Genomic DNA, 23716 nt, shown 5'->3' on the forward strand with positions numbered 1-23716 from the left:
GACTTGGCGGGTTCGGGGGCGGGTGTGTCGTCTTCCTTCTTGGACGCCGGTTTCGGCTCTTCCGCCGGCTTGGGGACATCGGGCTTCGGCGGGTCCTTCTTCTCGGCAGCGGCCGGGGCCTTCGGAGACGGGTCGGCGGGCCGCGCGGGTTGTTCGGTCTTCCTGGGTTCGGGCGTCTCGGTCTTCGCCGATTCCTGCTTTTCCGGAGCGGGTTCCTGCGCCGGGGGATTCGGGCTGGAGTCGCCGCCTTGACCGGTCTGCTCGTTCTTGCCGCCGGAGACGTGGGAATTCTTCGAATCGGACGGCGAGCCGGTGTCGGCCGTGTCGGTCTTCCCGCTGTCCTGCTTCTCGGAGTCACCGGTGCTCTTCTCCGATTCCTTGGTCTCGGAACCGGACTCCTTCTTCTCGGCCTCGGCGTCCTTCTTGCCGTCGGCCTCCGGCTTCGTTCCGCGTGCGGTGTCCTTGGCGTCCTTGTCCCCGGTTGGCTTCTGCTTCTCCTCCTTGGCCGCGGACTCCTTGACCGCACCACCGGGTTCGTCCTTGGCGCCCTCGGTCTTGCCCGCTGCGTCCTGTGCAGCCCGCTGCGCTTCGACCGGGCCCTTCTCGGTGTCGTCCTGGGCCTTCGGGTCCTTCGGCTTGTCGCCCGGGGACGCGGCCTCGGTGGCCTTCTCGGTGGCCAGGTCGCTCGCCGTCTCGGTCAGCGGCGGTGTGTCGGTCTCGATCGACGGATCGGATTCCAGCGGCGGCTCCGTGTCCTCGTCGGGTTCCTGCTCGGCCGCCTCGTCCTCGGCGTCCTCGGCGTCGCGCTCGGCCTGGATCTGATCGGCCTTGGTCGGCGGCGGAGCAGCGGGCGAGGCGATGTTCGCGCTGGGCTGCGCCGCCCCGGGCTCGAGCTTGTCGGCGGTGGGCACGCCGGAGACGTCGAGGTCCTCCTTCGGCAGGAAGTCCTCGGGCCGGATCTTCTTGTCCCAGGCGCTCTCCTCACCGCCACCGACCTCGACCTCGGAGTCTCCGCCGTTGTCCGGTGACTCCGGTTTCTCCTGCGGCCCTTCGGCGTCCTGGTTGCGGACGCCGTCGAGGGTGCCGGGGGCGCCGGGCTGCGGTTCGTCCTTGCCCGACGGCTTCGCCGAACCGCGCAGGCCTTCTCGCGCCTCGTCCTGATCCTGCTTCCCCCCGACGAGCGGATCGACCGCACCTTCGCGGTTCTGCGCCTCGGACTCCTCCTCATCGGGCTCGGTCTTGCGCTCCTCGTCCTGGCCCTGCTGGTCCTCGCCCTTCTGGTCCTGCTTCTCGCCTTCGCCGCCTTCCTTCTTCTCTTCCTGCGCGGACTTCTCGTCCCCGGAAGCTTCCTGCTTATCGCCCTGCTCTTGCTGCTTCTCCCCGTCGGGCTGGTCCTGCTCTGGGGAGTCCTGGGGCTTCTCCTCGGACTTGTTCTCGGACGCGGCCTCGCCCGATTGCTCGGACTCCTCCTTCTCAGGAGCATCGCCGCCGGAAGGTTGCTCGGAGTCCTGCTCTCCTTCGGCGGGTGCGTTCGACTCGTCCTGCTCTGACGGGCCCTCGTTCTCCGGCGTGCTCCCGGGGGCTGCGCCGCTGTTCTCCTGGTCCTTGTCCGGCCCGGCGGCCTCTGCGGGGGCATCGCGCTCCTGCCGCCGCTGACCGGCCTCCTGCTGCCGCGTCTCGACGTCGAGCTTGCGCGCTGCCTCCAGATCGGGCTCGATCGCCGGAGTGGACATCGCGCTGCGCTCGACGTCGCCGTCGTTGTCCAGGTCCTCCACCAGGTCGACGAGCCGGTCCTGCTCGGAAGACAGCAGGCGGGATTCGAGCCGGTTGAGCACCAGTTCCCGCATCTCCGAGGACATGCGGGCCAGCTGCTGGCGGGAACGCTTGGAGCGGTCCTCCGGGTCGCCGCGCAACGAGCGGAGCAGGCCGTTGGCGAGCCGGTCGACCAGCGTCGCCGGGTTGAGGACCTCCAGTCGCGTCCGGTCGGCGTCGACCTTCGCGTAGCGGAGCCAGCCCGGCGTTGCCTGATGCGAGGTGACCTGCGGGTTCTGCTCGCGCGCCCCCGACTCCGCTTCGCGCTCGGCGGGCTGGTGCGGGAGGCTCACCTCACCGAGGTCGCGGCCGGCGCGCAGCGCGCCCAGGCCGTGCGGGTTCTGCACGGTGTGCAGGAGCTCGTGGGCGAGCAGCCGGGTGCCCTCGGCCGTGCCGGGGCGGAACTTGCCGGGGGCGAACAGGATGTCCTGGCCGACGGCCACGGCGTCGGCACCCAGCAGACCGGTGAGCTCACCGGCGTCGCGGTCGGTGTGCAGGCGGACTCGGCTGAAGTCGTGGCCGAGCCGTTCCTCCAGTTCCCGCCGCGTGCTGTGGTCGAGCGGCTGGCCGGCGCCGCTGATGATGTTCTTCGGTTCCGGGGCCCGGTTGCGGGCCGTGCGGTTCTTGCGCTTGCGCCGCTTGTCCTGCGACGAACGCGAACCGTGCTCCGGAACCGGGCCGCTCATCTCGAATTCCCCCTCCCGGTCAGCCCCGCGTGCACGGCACGCGCCAGCGCTTCGCCGAGCCGGGCGGGCGAGTTCGTGCGCGGCAGCTCGGGAAGCCCGGTGAGCTCGCCGACCTGCCGCGCTTCGGCGGGCACACCGCGCTCGCGGACCAGCCGCACCAGCTCAGACCGGAAAGCGGCGGCCAGCAGGTCCCGGTCAACGTGCTCGAAGCCGTCGAGGACCAGTTCGCCGACGTGCACCCGCACGTCCCGGTTCACGCCCATCCCCGCACCTCCGAAGGCGTCAGGGACCGCTCCAACTTGAGGTACTCGGTCTGCGCGGCGGCCTGCATGTGCCGCATCTGCAGCCGCTCGCCCTCCTCGGCGGCCAGGAACGCGCCGGACAGGGCGATGTTGCGGATCGACCCGCCCGAAACCGTCAGCTGCGCCAGCAGTTCCGGGTCGAGGTCCTTGACCGGCGCTTGCTCGGGCACCACGTGCCGCCAGATCTCGGCGCGCTCCCGCTCACCGGGGAACGGGAAGTCGACCACGAACCTGATGCGCCGCATGAACGCCGTGTCCAGGGCCTTCTTCATGTTGGTGGTGAGGATCGCCAGGCCCCGGTAGGCCTCCATGCGCATCAGCAGGTAGCTGACCTCGAGGTTGGCGTAGCGGTCGTGGCTGTCCTTGACCTCGCTGCGCTTGCCGAACAGCGCGTCGGCCTCGTCGAACAGCAGCAGCGCGCCGCCGCGCTCGGCGGCGTCGAAGACCTTGCGGAGGTTCTTCTCGGTCTCGCCGATGTACTTCGACACCACCTGCGAGAGGTCGATGATGAACAGGTCCAGGCCCAGCTCGTGGGCGATGACCTCGGCGGCGAGCGTCTTGCCGGTGCCGGACCCGCCCGCGAACAGCGCGGTGACGCCGAGACCACGTCGCAGCGTCGCCGAGAAGCCCCAGTCGTGGTGCACGGTGGCGCGCTGGCGGACGTGCGCGACGATCTCCCGCAGCACCCGCATCTGCCGTTCGGGCAGCACCAGGTCGTCCCAGCCCGCCTCGGGTTCGATGCGCCTGCCGAGCTCGTCGAGCCCCATGCGGGCCTCGTGCAGCCCGGCCCGCCACGCCAACCCGGCGGGGTCGTCACCGGGCTCGCGGCGAACGGAGGCGGCCGCCGCCGACACCACGTGCGGCGGCAGGGAGAACTGGGCGACCAGGTCGCCGATGTCAGTCTCGGAGACGTCCGGGACGTCGGCGAACGCCTCCCGCCACAGCTCCAGCTGCTCGTCGTCGCCGAGCACCGGCACCGAAACCCGGTGTCCGCGCACGCCGGACGACGGCTGCGGTTCCGGGCTGGAGAGCACCAGCGGCACGCCCGCGGACTCCACGAACGCCTCGGCCGCCGCGGCCTGCTCGCGGTCCGGCTCGTCGATGCGCAGCAGCAGCGCCGCCGGCAGCAGCACCGCCTCGCGCTGCCACAACCGGGCCAGCCGGTCGCGCTCGGCCGGATCGGAGGGCACGTCGGAGGCGTCCATCGCGTACAGCGCGAGATCGCACGCCGAGGCCGCGGCGGTGGCGATGTCGCTGCGGCTCCGGGCATCGCCGCCGACCAGCTCCACCCGCAGCGGGCTGTCCGCGTCACCGTCGGCCCACGACGAGGCGATGCGCTCGGCGGCCTGCTCGTAGGCAGGCGGCAACCGGTCCGGGGCCGGAGTGCGGCGCACCAGCCCGTGCAGCCTCACGTCCAGGTAGGGGGCGTTGAGCAGGAAGTGCAGGATGCGCTCGTCGATGCGCAGCCGGGCGCTCGTCAGCCCGGCCTGCTCGTCGAGCTCCACCAGCCGCCACCGCCGCAGCGGCGACACCGGCGCCAGCGCGCTCCAGTGCGGCTCGTGCAACGCCGCCAGGGCCAGCGAGAACGTCGGGTGGGCGAGACCGGAACCGCTCGCGGCCGCGCACCGGCTCGCGGTCGTGGCGTCGAGCTCCATCGCGGCGCACAGCAGCAGCACGTCGCGTTCGAAACCGCTGAGCCCGAAGCAGTCCCCGAGCGCCTCCAACGCCTCCGGGCAGGGCAGCGCCTCCTCGGCGGCCTGCCCCTCGGCGTGGCCGTCGAGCCGGTCCAGGACCGCCCGCACGGCCTGCGACATCACCTCGCTCATGCCGATCCCTTCCGGCGCCCGCTCGTGGATCGTCTGCGGGCGGCGGGTTTCGGCTTCGGAGGCTCGGGAGCCGGTGCAGGAGCGGGCGCGGGCTCGGCGCCGATCGGCGCGGCGGTCGGGTGCACCTGCTGCACCGGCGCGGACGGCCGCGGCTCCTCCCGGCCGTCGACGAACACCAGCGAACCCTGGTAGGTCACCGACACCGAGTACGGCGTCTGGTGCAGCATTCCCCACAACTTCGAGGTCTCGTCGATGTCCATCTGGATCGGCGTGAACCGCACCCGCTGCTCGGAGGCCGCGAGGTCGCTGCCGGCCAGGTGCGGGCGCTGCTGGGCCTGCTCGATGAGCTCGGTGGGCAGCATCGGAAGTTCCTGCAGCGTGCGCACGACGCAGCCGATCAGCCGCTGCCCGACCAGCTCGGTCTCCTCCCCGTAGGCGCTGATCAGGTAGTTGAGGTCCAGCGCCGCGGTCGGTCTGGTCCACAACCGCCCGTCCGGACCCCGACTCGGCAAACCGGTGTTGCGCATTGAGGGGTTCGGGGTGACCTGGTACAGGAACACCGTGATGGTCGGGTCGGTGGGCGGCTCGGCCGGTGGCTTGCGGGTCTCCACCGACACCGCCATGTCGATCTCGGGCCGCAGGTTGTTCTCGATCAGCAGCGCCAGCGCCTGCGTGACCGTGGCGATCGCGAGTGCGTTGCTCATCGGCTCGCTCGCTCACTGAGGTAGTCGGCCAGGTTCACGGCGGGCTCCCTGCGCTGGGCTGCGGGCGGGCGTGGCTGTTGCTGAGGCTGCGCGGAGGTGACCTCCAGGCGCCCGATCTCCACTCGCACTTCGGGTTCCGCGCGCTGCGGCGCCCGGGCGCGCGGCGTCGGTGCCGCGGCCGCGCGGGCGGCGGTGACCACCCGTGTGCGCGGCTGTTCCGCGGGAACCGGCGCGGCGGCCACCCGCAGCACGCCCACGGGATTCGGCGAAGGTGGCGCGACGGACTCGACCTGTTCGGGCGCAACGGGTTTCGGAGTTTCGGACGCCGGAACCCGCTGGGCAGGAGGGGGAGCCGCTGCGGGTTCCGGCGCCTCGACCCGCCGCACCGGCTCGGCCGGGCGCGCGGGCTCGGGTGGTGCCTTCTCGGTGTGCACGAAGGTGACGCGGTCGTGGGTGCGCACTTCGCGCTCGACCCGGACCACCTCGGTGGGCCGCACCGGCGGCGCAACGGGGGAGGGCGGGGCGAGCGGGTTGGCGTCCCCGGCGGGCGCGCGCAACGACTCGACGCGTTCGAACGGCCCCGGCAGGCGGGGCCGCAGGTGCGTGAGCGGAACCGAGCTCAGCAGCCGGTCGAAGTGGTCAGCCATCAGCGCACAACTCCAGGTAGTAGCGCCGCCGCAGCGGGCTGAGCGAGAGGATCGACGGCTCGGTCCAGCCGTAGGCGGAGGCCAGCAGGTGCACGTCCAGCAGCACGTCCCGGGCCCACGAGTCGAGCTCCGCCCACAGGTAGGAGGCGATGTCGAGCGCGCTGGGCGTGGTGCACCCGCATTCCGGGCACGACACGCTCAACGCCAGGTCCGCGGCCGGATCGGCGCGTTCGGCGGCCTCGGCCATCCGCCGCTGCACGCTCTCCGGCAGCACCTCGCACCCCACCGGCTCGCCGTGGTGCTCGGCGGCGACCGTGCAGCGCGACAGCAGCCGCAGTCGCCGTTCCTCGGCGCTCGAACCGGCCGCGGCGGCCTCCAGGTCGGCGACCGTGGGCAGCCGGAACTCCACCAGGTAACCGTCCGCGTCGATCTGGAGCTGATGTTCGGCCGGGCGTTCGGCGAGCCGCGCGACGTCGAGGTCGAACTCCATGTCGTCCCCGCACGACGCGCACGCCACGAGCACCTGCATCCGCTCGCCGAACAGCTCCCGGCGCAGCATCAGCAGGTCCGCTGCGCGCTCGCCCACCGGCAGCGCCCGCAGCTCGTCGTCGGACACCCCGGGACGGGCCGCGCGGTGCAGCAGCAGCGCGTGGCCCCCGGGTGTCCGCGGCAGGCCCGACTCCCACACCGCCAGCAGCTCAGCGGGTTCCGAGGTCACCATTGGCCCAGGCACCCCCGTCGTCTCAGGCGGGGTTGGTGAACGCCGGCTCGACCGGCTCGGCCACCTCGTAGTCGCGCTCCCAGCCCTCGCACTCGAGCTTGAGGCTCTGGATCGCGACCGCGTTGGCGTTGGCGTCCATCTCGCCGAGCACCTGGTACTCGCTGGGCCAGGTGCGGTAGAGCTTGTGCGCGACGGCGACCTGCCCGGCCTCGTTGAGGACCTGGACGACGATGTCCTTGCGGAAGTCGGCCAGCGACACCTCCGAGCCCAGCCCGGCCCCGACCTGCCAGACCTTGTTGGCCCAGCGATCGAACTCGTGGTCGTGGGTGACGCCGCGCTCCAGCGTGATGCCCTCGAACTCGGAACGGCCCGGGGCCTTGCGCGGCGAGCTCGGATCCCCGCCGTGGCGGTGCTTGACGACCTCGGTGGTGCGCTTGAGGGGGCTGATCTTGCTCACGCCCGCGACTGTCCGGCCGTCCCACAGCACCAGGAACTTGAAGTTCTTGTAGGGGTCGAAGCGGTGCGCGTTGATCTGGAACTCGGCCATGTCACACCTCCGGCTGTCCGGTCATCTGCTGGATCGTCACGACCACGAACTCGGCGGGTTTGACCGGCGCGATGCCGACCACGACGTTGACCACGCCGCGCTCCACGTCGGCCTCACCGGTGGTGTCGGAATCGCACTTGACGAAGTAGGCCTCGCGCGGAGTCCGGCCCTGGAACGCGCCGTGCTGGAACAGCCCGTGCAGGAATCCCGAGGCGTTGAGCCGGATCTGCTGCCACAGCTGGTCGTTGTTGGGTTCGAACACCGCCCACTGCAAGCCGCGCCGCAGGCTCTCCTCGACGTGCAGCGCCAACCGGCGCACCGGCAGGTACTTCCACTCGCTGTCGGCGGATTCGGCTCCGGCCAGCGTGCGCGAACCCCACACCAGCGGCCCGACGACCGGGAAGGTCCGCAGGCAGTTCACGCCCAGCGGGTTGAGCAGTCCGTTCTCCCGGTCGCTGAGTTGCACCGACAGCGAGCGCACGCCGAAGACCTTCGCCTCGGTCCCGGCCGGTGCCTTCCACACGCCGCGTTCGCCGTCGGTGCGCGCGATGACGCCGGCGACGGCCCCGCACGGCGGGAACGAGCGCAGCCGGCCGGTCAGCGGGTCGGGCAGTTGCAGGTGCGGGAAGTACAGGCCCGCGTGGTCGCTGCGCACCGGGTCGAACGCGGAGATCCCGGCGCGCACCGCATCCACCCCGCCCCACGCCGACGGCGCGTCGACGAGCTGGAAGATGCGCCGCTCGCGGCACAACCGATCCGCCGCCGAGACCACCGACACGATGTCTCCCGCGGACTCGTAATCGGCGAGTTCGGGCAGCGCCAGCAGGTTGACGTCGTGCATGTCGCGCAGGGCCTGGATACCGGTCTTGGCGGTCGGGTCGCCGATGAGATCGCGCGGGCCCGGCGGGTCGCCGTCCGCACCGCCCTCCAGCACGAACACCGGGGCGTTGACGGTCTCGTCCAGGCCGAGGTCACCGGCGCACTCGCCGGAGAAGCGGATCTCGTCGTCGGGGTCGGTGGACCCGGCCACGATCTGCAGCCGCCGCCCGAAGGCCACCACCTCGGCGTCGGCGAATCCGCGCTTGCCGGGCGCGTCGGGAGTCGCGCGCAGCTTGCGCTCCAGCAGCAGGGCCAGCTCGACGAGCGTGGTCGGCGCCGGGCCGTCCTGGTCGGGGTCGTGCAGGGTGAAGTCGCGTTCGACGTCGCCGATGCACGCGGTCAGCTCCACGTCCAGGTCCGGGAACTCCTCGCCGAACTCCTCCGACACCGTGCCGGAGGCGGCCGGGCGGCCCTCGTCGAGGATCTCCACGCGGATCAGCGCGGACCCGGAGTTGATGACGGTTTCGGCGCAGCGGCCGTGCTCGCGGTCCAGCGACAGGCCGGTGAACACCTCGTGCGCCCCGCCGCGGGAGTCCGAGACCCGCAGGTTGAAGGTCTGCTCCGGGTCGGCGGTGTCGTGGTCGACGGTCACGTGCAGCCCGTTGCCCCACACGCCGGGTTCCTTGGCGTGCACGGCCAGCACCGGGCAGTCCTCGCGCTCGTCCTCGGAGAGCAGCTTCACGCACGCCGCCTCGCCGGAACCGCGCTGGGCGGTGCGCACGACGACCGCGACCCGGCCACCGTTGGCGAAGAACTGGTGAACGGCGTAGCCGACGGCGCTCCGCCTGGTCAGACCGCCGAACCGCTGCTCGAAATCGGCGAAGCTCGTGATGCGGACGGGGGTGTTCAGCGGCCCCCGCTTGGTGTGCCCCACGAACGCGGTCACCGAGGTGGTGACGGTGGTGATGGTGCGCGCGCTGCTGGGGATCTCCTCGACGTAGACACCTGGATAGGTCGTGATCGTCGGCATGCCCTTCCCATCCCTCGAAGGCGGCCGCACCGGGTGCGGCGTCAAAAGGGGGGACGCGCGGAGACACCGCGGCTCGGCCCGGGCGGACGCCCAGGGTCGCGGTGAATGGATCGGTTCCCGTTCCCCCAGCTTCGCAGAAGCGTTGGCGCCCTGCGATTTTCCTGCGCGAGGAGCTGTTCCGGGATCCCCTTCCCGGCAGCGGAGCCGCTGAGCTCGGTGCGCGATGCTCAGTGTCATGAGTGGCATTCGCGAGGTCAAGGGAAATCCCCGAATGGACTAGCGAAACGGTAATTCCGGGAAAGGGCGGTAGAAGTCAGGCGAGATCATTCGAATTCGGCAGCAGATTAAGTGGTTCGAAATGTTCCCGCGCGCGATTCGAGAAATGATCACGGATAATCGCGCCTTCCTCGCACACGCGGCTCGAGCCGGTTGCGTGATCGGGATCTCCCGGAGCGTCGAACAGGTGCTCAGCGCACTCCCGAGACCCCGCAGCCGGGCATTCGGGGTTGTCAGGAGCGTGCTCGCGGCTAACCTGGAGGTGCTGGTGGTTCGTCCGGTCGAGCGGTGAGCGCGGTCGGGCGAGGCAAGAGGGAACCCGGTGGGAATCCGGGACTGCCCCGCAGCGGTGAGCGGGAACGACCGCCGTCATGAGCACTGGGTCGCACGACCTGGGAAGCGACGGCCAGTAGGGCCGGTTGGGCGAGGTGTCGACTGAGACTTCGCGACGCGACCGGACGCCCGCGAGTCCGAAGACCTGCCACCGGCGCGCGCACCGACGGTGCGCGCTGGTCCGAGGTCTCGCGGGAGGACCTGGCGGACGATCAGCGGGCGACGTGCGTCGCTGGTCGACGCGCGCCTGTCGCGAAGTCCTCGACCGACCACGTCGAGCTCGCGAGGAGAGAGCGTTGACCACCAGCAAGATCGGATCCACCGTACTCGGACATCCCCGGATCGGCCCGAACCGGGAGCTCAAGCGCGCCCTGGAGTCCTACTGGGCCGGCCGCAGCGACGAGGCGGCGCTGCGGGAGGTCGCGCGGCGGCTGCGCGCGGACACCTGGCGAGGTCTGGCCGATGCCGGCCTCGACTCGGTGCCGGGCAGCACGTTCTCCTACTACGACCACGTCCTGGACACCGCTGTCACCTTCGGCGCCGTCCCCCGCCGCTACGCCGAGCTGGGGCTCGGGTCGTTGGACACCTACTTCGCGATGGCGCGCGGCAACGACGCGGTGCCGCCGCTGGAGATGACGAAGTGGTTCGACACCAACTACCACTACCTGGTTCCGGAAATCGGCCCGGACACGCGTTTCTCGCTCAGCGACCGCACCGTCGTCGAGCAGTACCGGGAGGCGCGCGAGCTCGGTGTGCAAACCCGCCCGGTGCTGGTCGGGCCGCTGACCTTCCTGCTGCTGTCGAAGCCGGCGGAGGAGGGCTTCGACCCGCTGGACGAGCTCGCCGAACTCACCGACGCCTACGAGCAGCTGCTCGCCGAACTCCACCGCGAAGGGGTGCGGTGGGTGCAGCTCGACGAGCCTGCGCTGGCCGCTGACCGCACGCCGCGGGAGCTCGACGCGCTGCGCAACACCTACCGCCGTCTCGGTGACCTCGCCGAACGCCCGGCGATCCTCACCGCTTGCTACTTCGGCGACCCCGGTGAGGCCCTGGGCGTGCTCGCCGCCGCGCCGATCGAGGGCATCGCGCTGGACCTCGTCACCGATCCGTCCACACAGGACCGAATTTCGGGAACGCCGGGGCTGAGCGAGAAGACCCTGGTCGCCGGGGTGGTCGACGGGCGCAACGTCTGGCGCGCCGACCTCGATCGGTGCATGGCCACCGCGGCGACGCTGCTCGGCTCGGCCGGTGAGGTGGCCATCGGCACGTCCTGCTCGCTGCTGCACGTGCCCTACGACGTCGAGGCCGAGCCTAACTTGGACCCGCAGGTCAGGCCGTGGCTTTCGTTCGCAGCGCAGAAGGTCCGCGAGGTCGTCGCCCTGGGCCGCGCGTTGCGGGAGGGCCGCGACGTCGTCGACTCCGAGCTGTCCGAGGCGCGGATCGCCATCGCCGCCCGAACCGAGGCCGAGCGGGTGCGCAACCACCGCGTGCGCGCCCGGATCGACTCGCTGCGACCGGCTGACTCCGGCCGCGCGGACTACGCGGAACGGCGAGCCGCGCAGCAGGAGTCGCTCCGGCTTCCGCCGCTGCCGACGACCACGATCGGGTCGTTCCCGCAGACGACCGACGTCCGCAAGGCCCGCGCGGCGCTGCGGGCGGGGCGCATCGACCAAGCCACCTACCGGCAGCGGATGCGCGACGAGGTCGAGCGGGTCATCGCCCTGCAGGAGGACCTCGGCCTGGACGTGCTGGTGCACGGCGAGCCCGAGCGCAACGACATGGTGCAGTACTTCGCCGAGCAGCTGGAGGGGTTCGCCGCCACCGAGAACGGCTGGGTGCAGTCCTACGGTTCGCGCTGCGTGCGGCCGCCGATCCTGTTCGGCGACGTGTGGCGGCCACAGCCGATGACCGTCGAGTGGGCCGAGCACGCGCAGCGGCTCACGAGCAAACCGGTCAAGGGCATGCTGACCGGACCGGTGACGATGCTCGCCTGGTCGTTCGTCCGCGATGACCAGCCGCAGGCCGACACCGCGCGCCAGGTCGCGCTGGCCATCCGCGACGAGGTCCGCGACCTGGAGGCCGCCGGGATCCGCGTGGTGCAGGTCGACGAACCCGCGTTGCGCGAGCTCCTGCCGCTGCGGGCCGAGCAGCGGCAGGCGTACCTGGAGTGGGCGGTGGAGTCCTTCCGGCTGGCGACCTCCGGGGTGTCGGAGGCGACGCAGATCCACACCCACCTGTGCTATTCGGAGTTCGGTGACGTCATCGACGCGATCGTGGCGCTGGACGCCGACGTCACGAGCATCGAGGCGGCCCGCTCGCGCATGGAGGTGCTGGCCGACCTCAACGCGGTCGGCTTCGACCGGGGCGTCGGACCCGGCGTCTACGACATCCACTCACCGCGGGTTCCCGACGTGCAGGAGCTCGTCGATCTCCTCGAGGCCGCCGTCCACGCCGTCCCGCCCGAACGCCTGTGGGTCAACCCCGACTGCGGCCTCAAAACCCGCGACTACCCCCAGATCGAACCAGCCCTCCGCAACATGACCCGTGCAGCCCACCACCTCCGCGCCTAACCGCCACCACGGGGACCGGGGTCGAGCCCGATTCGATGCTCGACCCCGGCCCTTCGGGTGGCTCACGGTGACAACGGTCGTTGGCAGTGGGCGGTTTCAGCCATGTTCACCCGTGATCCAAGGTCAGTCCCAGCTCAACGCCGCGCCCGACTGGTACTCCGTCACGCGGGTTTCGAAGAAGTTCTTCTCCTTCTTCAGGTCCATCGTCTCCGACATCCACGGGAACGGGTTGTCGGTCTCCGGGAACACCGGTTCCAGACCGAGCTGGGCGCAGCGGCGGTTGGTGATGAACCGCATGTACTGCTCGCACACCCCGGAGTTCAACCCGAGCATCCCACGCGGCATGGTGTCCCGGCCGTAGGCGTTCTCCAGCTCGCACGCCTCGCGGAGCATCGTTCGCGCCTCCTGCTGGAACTCCGGGGTCCACAGGTGCGGGTTCTCCAACTTGATCTGGTTGATGCAGTCGATGCCGAAGTTCAGGTGGATCGACTCGTCCCGCAGGATGTACTGGTACTGCTCGGCGATCCCGACCATCTTGTTCCGCCTGCCCAGCGACAGGATCTGCGCGAACCCGGTGTAGAACCACATGCCCTCGAAGATCACGTAGAACGCGATGAGGTCCCGCAGGAAGGCCTGGTCGGCTCCCGGCGTACCGGTCGCGAACCCCGGGTCCTCCAGGTTCTGGGTGTAGCGCAGCGCCCACGCGTCCTTGTCGGCGATCGACGGAATCTCCCGGTAGGCGTTGAACAACTCGCCTTCGTCGAGGCCGAGGCTCTCGCAGATGTACTGGAAGGTGTGGGTGTGCACTGCCTCCTCGAAGGCCTGCCGCAGCAGGTACTGCCGGCACTCCGGGTTGGTGAGGTGCCGGTAGACCGCGAGCACGATGTTGTTGGCCACCAACGATTCCGCGGTCGCGAAGAACCCGAGGTTTCGCTTGAGCATGGTGCGCTCGTCCTCGGTGAGCCCGTCGCGCGACTTCCACAGCGCGATGTCGGCCTGCATCGACACCTCGGTGGGCATCCAGTGGTTGTTGCACCCCGCGAGGTACTTGTCCCAGGCCCAGCCGTACTTCAGCGGCAGCAGCTGGTTCACGTCCGCGCGAGAGTTGATCATCGCCTTCTCGGAGACGTCGACCCGCCCGCCGTCGCGGTCGATGCTGCCGAGTCCGGTGGTGGTGGTCATGAGCTCCTCCTCCTGGGCGATCACTGGCAGGCCTCGCATTCGGGTTCCCCGACCGAGCAGGCAGCCGCGGGAACGGCGTTGAGCTTGCCGTCGGTACCGCGCAGCGTGGACTTCTCCACGTGGGTCGCGCTGGACGAGCGCAGGTAGTAGGTCGTTTTGAGGCCCTTGCGCCAGGCCAGCCGGTAGAGCTCGTCGAGCTTGCGCCCGCTCGGCGTGGCCAGGTACAGGTTCAGCGACTGCGCCTGGTCGATCCACTTCTGCCTGCGGGCCGCGGCCTCGACCAGCCAGTGCGGTTCGATCTCGAACGCCGTGGCGTAGAGGGCTTTCAGCTCGCCCGGGACGCGGTCGATCGGCCCGAGCGACCCGTCGTAGAACTTCAGGTCCGCCACCATCGCCTCGTCCCACAGCCCGGCCCGCTTGAGGTCGGCGACCAGGCGCGGGTTGACGACCGTGAAGTCGCCGGACATGTTCGACTTGACGAACAGGTTGCGGTACAGCGGCTCGATGGACTGGCCGACGCCGCAGATGTTGGCGATGGTCGCGGTCGGCGCGATGGCCATCACGTTGGAGTTGCGCATCCCGCTGCCGCGAACACGATCCCGCAGCGACGACCAGTCCAGCGTCGAGCTCCGGTTCAGGTCCGCGCTCCCGCGGGCTTCCCGCACGAACTCCTGTGAATCGATGGGCAGGATTCCCCGGCTCCACAGCGAACCCTCGAACGAGGCGTAACGCCCACGTTCCTCGGCGAGTCGGCTGGACGCGTCGATGGCGTGGTAGCTGATCTCCTCCATGCTGCGGTCGGCGAACTCCACGGCGTCATCGGAGGACATCGGGATCCGCAGCTCCAGCAGGGCGTCGGAGAAGCCCATCAGCCCCAGCCCCACCGGCCGGTGCCGGCTGTTGGAGCGCTCGGCCTCGGGGATCGTGTAGAAGTTGATGTCGATGACGTTGTCCAGCATGCGCACGGCCGTGCGCACGGTTGCGGCGAGCCGGTCGCGGTCCAGGCCGTCGGCGGTGACGTGCCGGGCGAGGTTCACCGACCCCAGGTTGCACACCGCGACCTCGTCGGCGGCGGTGTTCAGGGTGATCTCGGTGCACAGGTTCGACGAGTGCACCACGCCGGTGTGCTGCTGCGGCGAGCGCAGGTTGCACGGGTCCTTGAAGGTGATCCACGGGTGCCCGGTCTCGAACAGCATGGTCAGCATCCGCCGCCACAGGTCCACCGCGCGCACCCGCCGGAACACCCGGATCTCGCCGCGATCGGCCGCGGCCTCGTAGGAGCGGTAGCGCTCGGCGAACTCCGCGCCGTAGAGGTCGTGCAGGTCAGGGGTCTCGTCGGGGGAGAACAGCGTCCAGGACTCGTCGGCCTCGACGCGGCGCAGGAACTCGTCGGGAACCCAGTTCGCCGTGTTCATGTCGTGGGTGCGCCTGCGGTCGTCACCGGTGTTCTTGCGCAGGTCCAGGAACTCCTCGACATCGATGTGCCAGGTCTCCAGGTACGCGCACACCGCGCCCTTGCGCTTGCCGCCCTGGTTGACCGCCACCGCCGTGTCGTTGGCGATCTTCAGGAACGGGACCACGCCCTGGGACTCGCCGTTGGTGCCGTGGATGTGGGCGCCGATGCCGCGCACCGGGGTCCAGTCGTTGCCCAGCCCGCCGGAGTACTTGGCCAGCAGCGCGTTGTTCCGGTACGAGCTGAAGATCGATTGGAGGTCGTCGTCCACAGTGGTCAGGAAGCACGACGACAGCTGCGGTCGGGTGGTACCGGAGTTGAACAGCGTCGGCGTGGAGCACATGAAGTCGAACGACGACAGCAGCCGGTAGAACTCGATGGCACGCGCGTCGCGGTCCTCCTCGCGCAGCGCCAGGCCCATCGCCACCCGCATGAAGAACGCCTGCGGCAGTTCGAAGCGGATGCCGTCGTGGTGCAGGAAGTACCTGGCGTAGAGCGTTTGCAGCCCCAGGAAGTCGAAGGCCAGATCACGCTCGGCGTCCAGCGCCGCGCCCAGCCGGGACAGGTCGAAGCGGGCCAGTTCCGGGTCCAGCCGGCCCAGCTCGATCCCCCGTCGCACGTAGTCGGTGAAGTAGGAGGCGTAGCGGTCGCGCATCTGCTCCTGGTCGGTCTGCTGCGGCGAATCGGCCAGGTAGCTCAGCGCTTCGGAGCGCAGCTCGTCCAGCAGCAGCCTCGCGGTGACCAGGGAGTAGTTCGGCTCGGACTCGACCAGCGTGCGCGCCGACATGATCAGCGCCTCGCCGAGTTCGGCGTCGCTGATGCCGGGGTAGACGTTGCGCTCGACCTCGGTGAGCACCGCCGACGGGTCCACGTCGGCGAGCCCCGCGCAGGACTGCTCGACCACAGTGGACACGCGGCCGCCGGCGAGCGGAATGGGTTCGGACAGTGCGGTGTCGGTCACCGGGACTCTCTCCTCGCGAGCTCGGAAGGCATGCCCGGAACCGGCGGCGACAGCACGCGAGGACGCGACGGAAGCGAAGACCGCCGCAAGTCCGCGTGGACCCTCCCGCGAGGTCCCGGACGGCGCGCACGGGCGTGCGCGCGCCGATGGCAGGTCTTCGGACTCACGGGCGTCCGGTCTCGGTGATCCTCCAGACCGGTCCTACTGGCCGTCGCTTCCCGGACGCGTGGCGTCCAGTGCGTGATGACGGCGGTCGTTCCCGTTCACCGCTGCGGGGCAGTCCCGGATTCGCACCGGGTTCCCTGTTGCCACACCGGACCCGCGCGGGCCCGGTGAACCACCAGCGAGCGACACTCTACATCTTGGGTCCGACTCGTCGACCAACACCAACATGGGCGTGTCGGAGGGAGAATTGAGTCACTTCCCGAACCACTTCGACAGGTGGGGGAGGAGGTCCTGCTGATCGTCGCCGACCCACGCCACGTGACCGTCCGGGCGCAGCAGGACGGCGGGCGCGTCGAGCTCCTCGCCGACGTCGACGACGTGATCGACCCGGTCGGCCCAGTCCTCGACCGAGAACTCCCCGGTCCGGTCGAGCAGCAGTCCGCGCCCGGTCCTCATCAGCTCGTAGAGCCGGCCGCGCTCGAGCTCGACATCGCGCATGCGCCTGCCGATCAGGTCGTGCTCCCCGCCGAAGTCGTAGCGCACGTCGAGCGCGATGATCTTCTCGGTCAGGTGCCGGTTGACCTCGTCGAAGTCCATCAGCTCAGACACCAGCCGCCGCACCGCCCGCGCGCCCGGATCGGTGGACATCAGCTGGACCTGCGCGCGCGTGTTGTCCAGGACGGCGGCGGCCACCGGATGCCGTTCGTCCTGGTAGCTGTCGAGCAGCTCCGCCGGTGCCCACCCGGCGATCTCCGCGGCGAGCTTCCAGCCGAGGTTGAACGCGTCCTGGAGGCCCAGGTTGAGCCCCTGGCCCCCGACCGGCGGGTGGATGTGCGCGGCATCGCCTGCGAGCAGCACGCGGCCCGAGCGGTAGCGCTCGGCCTGCCGGGTCGCGTCGCCGATGCGGGCGAGGCGGCGAGGGGAGTGCGCGCCGAAGTCGGTGCCCGCGATCGCTTCCAGCTGGCTGGTGATCTCCCCGAGGGTCGGCGGCGTCGAACGGTCCTCGGCCACACCGGCGGCGGGCACGACGACCCGGCACCACTTGCCGTCGAGAGGTCCGACGCCGAAGCGCTTCTGGGTCTTGCGGACCTCGTTGGTCACCGCGGCCATCGTCTCCGGTGACGCGGTCACCTCCACCTCGCCGAGCAGCGTGTCCACTCTGGACGGTTCGCCGGGGAACCCGATGCCGCACAGCTTGCGCACGGTGCTGCGACCGCCGTCGCAGCCCACGAGGTAGCGCGCCCGCAACCGGGTGCCATCCGCGAGCTCGGCGGTCACCCCGTCCTCGTCCTGGTCGAGCCCGACCAGCTCACAGCCCCGCCGGACCTCGACGTCGAGCTCAGAGGCTCGCTCGGCCAGCAGCCGCTCGGTCGTGGTCTGCGGGATGCCCAGCACGTAGCCGTGCGCGGTGTCCAGGCGCTCGGGCGCGGGCTTGGAGATGGCGGCGAAGAACCCTCCGAGCGGGTACTTCGTCCCTTCAGCCAGGAACCGCTCCAGCATGCCCCGCTGGTCCAGGACCTCGATGCTGCGCACGTGCAGCCCCAACGCTCGCACGAAGTCCGTGGGCTCCGCGGCCTTGTCCAGCACGACCACGCCCACCCCGTGCAGCCGCAGCTCCGCCGCCAGCATCAGACCAGTCGGACCGGCACCGGCGACAACAACGTCGATCATCTTCCACCCCCGGTCACACCGTTGCCGCGAAGTCAGACCTTCGCAGCTCACGGCTTCAGAACGGAGATCCTGCGGCATGCCCGGGGGCTTGCCGCAAGCCCCCGGGTGCGCTATACGTTGAACACGGCGGGGAAACGACGCCGAAGCGTCATCGGGCCTGGAACAGCTCCACCACGTTGCCCGACGGATCTCGCAGCAGGACCTGCTGACCGCCCGGACCGCTGATGACGTCATTGCGGAAATCAACACCTGCGGCGCGCAGCCGATCCACCTCGGCGGCGAGATCGTCGACGATGAGGTGGATCCGGTTCCACCCGCCGGGCCCGGGAATCGCGCCGTCCGGCATCGCCCGACCTGCAGAGCTGGTCGGACCGCTCAGCAGCAAGCGGAGGCCACCCCTGGTGACGTCGGCGAACGCCGGCGCGAAGTCGCTCCGGACGGTGAAGCCGAGATGGCCCGCGTAGAAGTCGACGGCCTCGTCGACGTCATCGACCATGTACCTGACGCTGACGAAATCACTGGCTTTGTCGGGCATGGTCCTCTCCTTCGTCACATCCTGCGGCTCGGTGGGTTCACAGTGATGAGCCCGGCCGAAGGGACGGTGTGACAGGTGGCGGAAGACGACCAGCTCGCTCAGCGGTTCGAGCGGCACCGCGGGCAACTGCGCGCGGTGGCCTACCGAATGCTCGGGTCCGTGACCGATGCCGAGGACGCGGTGCAGAACGCCTGGCTGCGCCTCAGCCGAGCCGAGCCCGACGACATCGACAACCTCGGCGGCTGGCTGACCACCGTCGTCGCTCGCGAAGCGCTGCACATGCTGCGGTCGCGGCGACGTCGCCGTGAGGAGCTCGTCGACACCGCCGCCACCCCGCTGCCCGACCCCGTGGTCTCCGCCGTCGAGGGTGAGGACCCGGAGCAGCAGGCGCTGCTCGCCGACTCGGTCAGCCTCGCGCTGCTCGTGGTGCTGGAGTCGCTCAGCCCGGCCGAGCGGTTGGCCTTCGTGCTGCACGACATGTTCGACTTGCCCTTCGACGAGGTCGCGCCGCTTGTGGACCGCACCCCGGTGGCGGCCCGGCAGCTCGCGAGCCGCGCGCGGCGACGTGTCCGAGGTGCCCAGCCGCCCGCTCCCGACCAGGACAGCGCCAGTCAGCGCGCGGTCGTGGACGCGTTCTTCACCGCCGCGAACGCCGGCGACTTCGACGCGCTGGTGCGATTGCTCGACCCCGACGTCGTCTTCCGCACCGACTACGGCGGCACAAGGCCGCCCGCGGTGCACCGAGGGGCGGACAAGATCGCCCGGCAGTCCCGCGCGAGCCGCGGTGCGGAGCTCCACCCGGTGCTCGTCAACGGCCTGCCCGGCGTGGTCACCGCCCGGTCCGGACGTCCGGTGTCGATCATGGCGTTCACCGTGGTCGACGGCCGCATCGTGGAGATCGACGGCATCCGTGACGCGGACCGCGTGAAGCGACTGACGGCCTCAGCCGTCCCATCCCGCGAAAGACCGCGCGAACCTGGAACCGCTAGAACACCTCTCGCTGAATCCGCCGAACGATTTCATCCAGGCTGAGCCTCTCGGAGACCGTGCGTTCCCCGACCGGATCGAGCCGACCCGCCTGGCCGAACCACTCGCTCATCTCCGTTGCCCCGAACTCGGCGGATTGCGGCCGTGTCGCGTGCCGCCGCAACGTCTCGGACCAGCTGATGTCGAAGTAGTAGAACAAGCTCCGGCCCGCGTGGTCGTCGTGGAGGGACCGCAGCATCGCGCCGTAGCGGGCAGCCGGCATGATCCCTTCGAGGATCACGTGAAATCCGCGATCCAGCGCGAACCGCACGGTGTTCGAGATCAACTCGATGTTCGCCGCACCAGGCAGATCGTGTTCTCGCAGCAGGATCCGACGCAGGTAGTCCTGCTCCACCAGGGCCACGCCGCGCCCGACGCGCCGACGCAATTCCCGCGCTGCAGTGGACTTCCCAGCACCGGAGGGACCGCGAAGAACCACCAGCCGAGTGCCGTCGTCACCGGTCCTCATGGGCGCGGACCGGGTCCCACGCAGAACTCGTTGCCCTCCGGATCCGCCATGACCACGTGGTGTCCGTCCGCTGTGTCCAAGGCGGTGGCTCCCGCGGCTCGCAGGCGGTCGGCTCCGGCCCGGGCCCTCGCCCCTCTCTCGACGTCGGTGCGGTGCCCGGGGACCCGGATGTCGATGTGCAGGCGGTTCTTCGCCGTCTTGGGTTCGGGCACCCTCAGGATCGACAGCCGTGGGCCGGTGCCGTCGGGCGACCGGAGCCATGCGCCGTCCGCTTCGGGGCCTTCGGGTTCGCCGAAGCTGGCCAGCCACTCCGCTCGGGTCTTGGACGGCGCGGGCGGTGGTTGGTCGACGTAGCCCAGCGCGGTCTTGCAGAACGCGGCCATGACCACGGCATTGGCGCAGTCGAGCGTCGGGTCGAGTGCGATGTCCATGCCGGAACCGTACTGGCGATGTCCGACACGTCCGCCGCGCCCGGCCGGGCGCGGATCTCAACAGAAGTCGGGACGTTCCCGCGTCCGTCTTGGGGGTGGTGCGGGAAGATCGGGTGGTGGTTCATCGGACGGTGGTCGATGCTCACGTGATCATGGTGCGGAGCGGGCGTGTGCTGCTCAGTCGCAGGCGCGGGAGTTTCGGGGATGGGATGTGGCACCTCCCGTCGGGGAAGGTCGATGCCGGGGAGTCGCTGGTCCAGGCCGCGGTTCGGGAGGCGCGGGAGGAGGTAGGGGTCCGAATCGACGGGAAAGATCTCCGGCACGTGCACACGCTGCACGCGACCGCGACCGGTGTCGAGCCGCGCCTCGGCGTGTTCTTCGAAGTCCTCACCTGGCACGGCGAACCGGAGAACCGGGAGCCCGAGAAGTGCTACGAGCTGGGCTGGTTCGCGCTCGACGCGCTGCCCGCCGACATCATCGGCTACCCAGCCGCCGGCCTGCGCGGCTACCTCGAATCGCGTCCCTTCGGGACCCTCGGGTGGGACGGGTGATCATCGGGTGCTGCGGGAGTTGTCGGCTGGGACGTGGAGGGTTTCTCCAGTGGTGACGGTGATCTCGACTGCGTCGGGGAGCCAGCTGACCTCGCGGAGGGCCGGAGGTTCGGAGCCGGAGGCGAGTTCGACGGGGTAGTAGTAGGACGCGGCGTCGGGACCCGATCGGAAATCGCAGCGGGTGTCGGTGACCGTGCGGACCTCGACCAGGTAGAGGTCGCTGGGCCAGCCCCCGAGTGCTCGTAGGTCACCGCGTCCCCGGAGGTCTCGTGGTGCAGCACCTGCGTGTGCAGCGTGATCGACGGCCCCACGAGGGAGGTCGCGGCCAGCAGCGCGGCCGACACCGCGACGACTGATAACGTCCTGCGCATCGGCAGAAGTGCGCCAGCGGTGGAGCCCGCGTCAACGCGCGGACCCCACCGGCCGGTCAGTGGATGTGCGAGCCGCCGTTGATGTCGTAGGTGACACCGGTGAGGTAGCCCGATTCCGGTCGGCACAGGAACGCGACGACGTCGGCGACGTCCTCGACCCGGCCGGCCCGGCGAGTCGGGATGTCGGCGATCATCGCCGCCTTGCGCTCCGGGTCGAGCTTGCCCGCCGTGATGTCGGTGTCGATCAGGCCCGGCGCCACCGAGTTCACCGTGACTCCCGACGGGCCCAGCTCGCGGGCCAGCGCGCGGGAGAACCCGAGCAGCCCGGCCTTGGCCGCTGAGTAGGCGACACCGCCGAACACCCCGCCGCCGCGCTCCGCCGACACCGACGAGAGGTTCACGACGCGGCCGAAACCCCGCTCGGCCATGCCCCCGACGACCCGCTTGGTCATCAGGTAGCTGCCCCGGACGTTGACCTCGAAGACGCGGTCCCACTCCTCGTCGGAGACCTCCAGGAACGGAACCGGCGAGGTGATCCCGGCGTTGTTGACCAGCGCGCCGATCTCCGGCAGCTCCGATTCCACCACGGAAACGGCGGCATCCACGGCCACCTTGTCGGTCACGTCGCAACCAGCGCTGACGGCGGTCACGCCGTGGGCATCGGCGACGGCGTGTGCGGTGTCCTTCGCGCTGGTCTCGTCGAGGTCGAGGACGGCGATGTTCCAGCCCTGCCGGGCCAGCGCGTGCGCGATGCCCTGCCCGATGCCGCGACGGGAACCGGCTCCCGTGACGATGGCTGTGCGGTTGCTGTTCATGCGATCTCCTAGGTGGGTCAGCCGAGCTCGGCGAGCACGCGCTTGCGGATCTGCGGCACCGAGAGCCCGTAGCGGTCGTGCAGCGTGGGCAGCGCGCCCGCGGCCAGGAACTCGTCGGGCAGGCCGATCGGCACGATGCGCTCGCCCACCCCGGCGAAGGCCAGGCAGGACGCGACGGACTCGGCCAGACCGCCGACGACCGTGTGGTTCTCCAGCGTCACCACCAGCCGATCTCGTCCAACAGCGGCCAGGATCGCTTCCTGGTCGAGGGGTTTGATGGTCGGCACGTGCAGCACCGCCACGTCGACGTGATCGGCGGCGAGCTCGGCGGCCGCCGACAGGGCGCGCATCGTCATCAGCCCGCTGGAGATCATCAGCACGTCCCTGCCGGTGCGCAGCTCAGCGGCTTTGCCCAGCTGGAAGCGGTAGTCGTGTTCGTCGAGCACCGTCGGCACCGCACCGCGCAGCAATCGCAAGTAGGTGGGACCGGGGGAGTCGGCCAGCTGCGGCACCGCCTGCTCGATGTCCACCGAGTCGCACGGGTCCACGATGGTCAGCCCTGGGATGCCGCGCAGGATCGCGACGTCCTCGGTGGCCTGGTGGCTCGGCCCGTAGCCGGTGGTCAGCCCCGGGAGTCCGCCGATGACGTTGACGTTGAGCCCCGGTTCGGCGATGTCCAGGCACAGGAAGTCGTAGGCGCGCCTGGTCGCGAACACCGAATAGGTCGAGGCGAAGGGCGTCAGGCCGACCTCGGCCATCCCCGCGGCCGCCGCCAGCAGCGACTGCTCGGCCATGCCCATCTGGAAGAACCGCTCCGGGTGGGCGTCGCGGAAGACGTGCATGTCGGTGTACTTGGCGAGGTCCGCTGAGAGCCCCACGACGTCCTGGCGCTGCTCGGCGAGTCCGGCGAGCGCGTGCCCGAACGGGGCCTTGGTGGTCTTCTGGCCCTCGTCGGCGAACGAGGCGATCATCGCCGACGTGGTGGCCTTCTTGGTCGCGGTCGTCATGCCCCGGCCTCCTGCAGGTGGTCGCGTGCCAGTTGCCACTCGTGCGGTTCGACCCGCATGAAGTGCGCCTTCTCCCGGGTCTCCAGGAACGGGACGCCTCGGCCGACCCGGGTGTCGCAGATCAGCACCGACGGCGAGCCCCGGTGCTCGCGCAGCTCGTCCAGAGCTGCGACCAGGGCGTCGATGTCGTTGCCGTCGACGCGGACGGCGTTCCAGCCGAAGGACTCCCACTTGGCCTGGACCGGCTCGGTGCGCAGCACGTCGACCGTCGGGCCGTCCGCCTGCAGCGCGTTGACGTCGACGATCGCGATGAGGTCGTCCAGCCCGTGGTGCGAGGCGGCCAGCGCCGCTTCCCACGTGGAACCCTCGTCGAGCTCGCCGTCGGAGAGCAGGTTGTAGACGCGGGCCGGATTCCCCCTGTGCCGCAACCCGAGCGCCATGCCCACGGCCACGCCGAGCCCGTGCCCGAGCGAGCCGCCGGAGATCTCCACACCGGGGGTGTAGCTGGCCATGGCTGACATCGGCAGCCGCGAGTCGTCGGAGGCGTAGGTCTGCAGCTCGTCGGTGTCGATCACCCCGGCCTCGGCCAGCGCCGCGTACAGCGCGATCGCGTAGTGACCGATGGACAGCAGGAACCGGTCGCGCTCCTCCCACTCCGGATCTTCGGGCCGGAACCGCAGCTGGTCGGAGTACATCACCGCCAGCACGTCGGCGACCCCGAGCGCCTGGGCGATGTAGCCCTGGCCCTGGAGCTCGCCCATGTCCAGGGCGTTCTTGCGGATGCGGCGCGCCGACTCCGCGATCAT

General features: G+C 70.4%; 20 protein-coding genes and 2 riboswitches. Of the genes, 3 read left to right on the forward strand and 17 right to left on the reverse strand.

Annotation, left to right across the window (positions count from 1 at the left end; genetic code table 11):
- The 8 genes from E1161_RS21055 to E1161_RS21090 all read right to left on the reverse strand — a co-directional run.
- The coding region (locus tag E1161_RS21055) for an eCIS core domain-containing protein (RefSeq protein WP_132625962.1) at positions 1-2498 on the reverse strand (2498 nt) is incomplete at its 3' end.
- The gene (locus E1161_RS21060; RefSeq protein ID WP_132625964.1) at positions 2495-2761 is read right to left on the reverse strand and encodes a hypothetical protein; all 267 of its coding nucleotides are present in this window, start codon (positions 2759-2761) and stop codon (positions 2495-2497) included. The genes E1161_RS21055 and E1161_RS21060, both read right to left, overlap by 4 nt.
- Positions 2752-4626 (reverse strand): ATP-binding protein, encoded by a 1875-nt coding sequence (locus tag E1161_RS21065; RefSeq protein WP_132625966.1) that lies wholly within the window; start codon positions 4624-4626, stop codon positions 2752-2754. The genes E1161_RS21060 and E1161_RS21065 overlap by 10 nt, the downstream gene beginning before the upstream one ends.
- A complete protein-coding gene (locus E1161_RS21070) occupies positions 4623-5330 on the reverse strand; it encodes a DUF4255 domain-containing protein (RefSeq protein WP_132625968.1) in 708 nt (235 codons plus the stop codon). The genes E1161_RS21065 and E1161_RS21070 overlap by 4 nt, the downstream gene beginning before the upstream one ends.
- Complete coding sequence (locus E1161_RS21075; RefSeq protein WP_132625970.1) at positions 5327-5977, reverse strand: hypothetical protein; 651 nt, start codon at positions 5975-5977, stop codon at positions 5327-5329. Before E1161_RS21075 ends, E1161_RS21070 begins: the two co-directional genes overlap by 4 nt.
- Positions 5970-6698 (reverse strand): T4 family baseplate hub assembly chaperone, encoded by a 729-nt coding sequence (locus E1161_RS21080; RefSeq protein WP_132625972.1) that lies wholly within the window; start codon positions 6696-6698, stop codon positions 5970-5972. Before E1161_RS21080 ends, E1161_RS21075 begins: the two co-directional genes overlap by 8 nt.
- A 22-nt stretch (positions 6699-6720) precedes the next feature.
- Positions 6721-7245, reverse strand: coding sequence for a phage tail protein (locus E1161_RS21085; protein WP_132625974.1), 525 nt, complete (start codon positions 7243-7245; stop codon positions 6721-6723).
- A 1-nt stretch (position 7246) separates the two neighbouring features.
- Positions 7247-9094 (reverse strand): phage tail sheath family protein, encoded by a 1848-nt coding sequence (locus E1161_RS21090; protein ID WP_132625976.1) that lies wholly within the window; start codon positions 9092-9094, stop codon positions 7247-7249.
- Positions 9095-9622: 528 nt separating this feature from the next.
- A riboswitch (cobalamin riboswitch) is annotated at positions 9623-9870 on the forward strand.
- A 129-nt stretch (positions 9871-9999) separates the two neighbouring features.
- Between E1161_RS21090 and metE the strand changes: the two genes are divergently transcribed.
- Positions 10000-12273, forward strand: a complete 2274-nt coding sequence (gene metE / locus E1161_RS21095; protein WP_132625978.1) for a 5-methyltetrahydropteroyltriglutamate--homocysteine S-methyltransferase — start codon at positions 10000-10002, stop codon at positions 12271-12273.
- Between the two features lie 123 nt (positions 12274-12396).
- Here metE and E1161_RS21100 read toward each other — a convergent pair whose 3' ends face one another.
- The 4 genes from E1161_RS21100 to E1161_RS21115 all read right to left on the reverse strand — a co-directional run bounded on the left by E1161_RS21100 (position 12397) and on the right by E1161_RS21115 (position 18240).
- Positions 12397-13455, reverse strand: coding sequence for a ribonucleotide-diphosphate reductase subunit beta (locus E1161_RS21100; RefSeq protein ID WP_132625980.1), 1059 nt, complete (start codon positions 13453-13455; stop codon positions 12397-12399).
- Positions 13456-13475: 20 nt separating this feature from the next.
- A complete protein-coding gene (locus tag E1161_RS21105) occupies positions 13476-15869 on the reverse strand; it encodes a ribonucleoside-diphosphate reductase subunit alpha (protein ID WP_235875186.1) in 2394 nt (797 codons plus the stop codon).
- Between the two features lie 131 nt (positions 15870-16000).
- Positions 16001-16226, reverse strand: a riboswitch (cobalamin riboswitch).
- A gap of 60 nt (positions 16227-16286) precedes the next feature.
- Positions 16287-17705 (reverse strand): rifampin monooxygenase, encoded by a 1419-nt coding sequence (gene rox, locus E1161_RS21110; protein WP_132625982.1) that lies wholly within the window; start codon positions 17703-17705, stop codon positions 16287-16289.
- 148 nt (positions 17706-17853) lie between these two features.
- On the reverse strand, positions 17854-18240 hold the full coding sequence (locus E1161_RS21115) for a VOC family protein (RefSeq protein WP_132625984.1): 387 nt from the start codon (positions 18238-18240) through the stop codon (positions 17854-17856).
- A 75-nt stretch (positions 18241-18315) separates the two neighbouring features.
- On the opposite strand from E1161_RS21115, the gene sigJ reads away from it, so the two are divergent.
- Positions 18316-19272 (forward strand): RNA polymerase sigma factor SigJ, encoded by a 957-nt coding sequence (sigJ, locus tag E1161_RS21120; RefSeq protein ID WP_132625986.1) that lies wholly within the window; start codon positions 18316-18318, stop codon positions 19270-19272.
- Here the strand turns inward: sigJ and E1161_RS21125 are convergent.
- Together E1161_RS21125 and E1161_RS21130 are read right to left on the reverse strand one after the other, a co-directional pair.
- Positions 19226-19735, reverse strand: a complete 510-nt coding sequence (locus E1161_RS21125) for an AAA family ATPase (RefSeq protein ID WP_132625988.1) — start codon at positions 19733-19735, stop codon at positions 19226-19228. The genes sigJ and E1161_RS21125 overlap by 47 nt on opposite strands.
- Positions 19732-20166 (reverse strand): VOC family protein, encoded by a 435-nt coding sequence (locus E1161_RS21130; RefSeq protein WP_132625990.1) that lies wholly within the window; start codon positions 20164-20166, stop codon positions 19732-19734. Before E1161_RS21130 ends, E1161_RS21125 begins: the two co-directional genes overlap by 4 nt.
- A gap of 152 nt (positions 20167-20318) precedes the next feature.
- Here E1161_RS21130 and E1161_RS21135 point away from each other — a divergent pair, with 152 nt between their 5' ends.
- Positions 20319-20717: an NUDIX hydrolase gene (locus E1161_RS21135; protein ID WP_235875193.1), complete on the forward strand. Its 399-nt coding sequence runs from the start codon at positions 20319-20321 to the stop codon at positions 20715-20717.
- A 427-nt stretch (positions 20718-21144) separates the two neighbouring features.
- On the opposite strand, the gene E1161_RS21140 is transcribed toward E1161_RS21135, so the two are convergent.
- Genes E1161_RS21140 through E1161_RS21150 form a run of 3 tightly spaced genes read right to left on the reverse strand, consistent with a single transcriptional unit; the run spans position 21145 to position 23716 of the window.
- Complete coding sequence (locus E1161_RS21140; protein WP_132625994.1) at positions 21145-21903, reverse strand: SDR family NAD(P)-dependent oxidoreductase; 759 nt, start codon at positions 21901-21903, stop codon at positions 21145-21147.
- A 17-nt stretch (positions 21904-21920) separates the two neighbouring features.
- Complete coding sequence (locus tag E1161_RS21145) at positions 21921-22910, reverse strand: transketolase family protein (protein ID WP_132625996.1); 990 nt, start codon at positions 22908-22910, stop codon at positions 21921-21923.
- Positions 22907-23716, reverse strand: a complete 810-nt coding sequence (locus tag E1161_RS21150; RefSeq protein ID WP_132626036.1) for a transketolase — start codon at positions 23714-23716, stop codon at positions 22907-22909. The genes E1161_RS21145 and E1161_RS21150 overlap by 4 nt, the downstream gene beginning before the upstream one ends.

The sequence above is a fragment of the Saccharopolyspora aridisoli genome, assembly GCF_004348445.1.
GTDB classification, from domain to species: Bacteria; Actinomycetota; Actinomycetes; order Mycobacteriales; family Pseudonocardiaceae; genus Saccharopolyspora; species Saccharopolyspora aridisoli.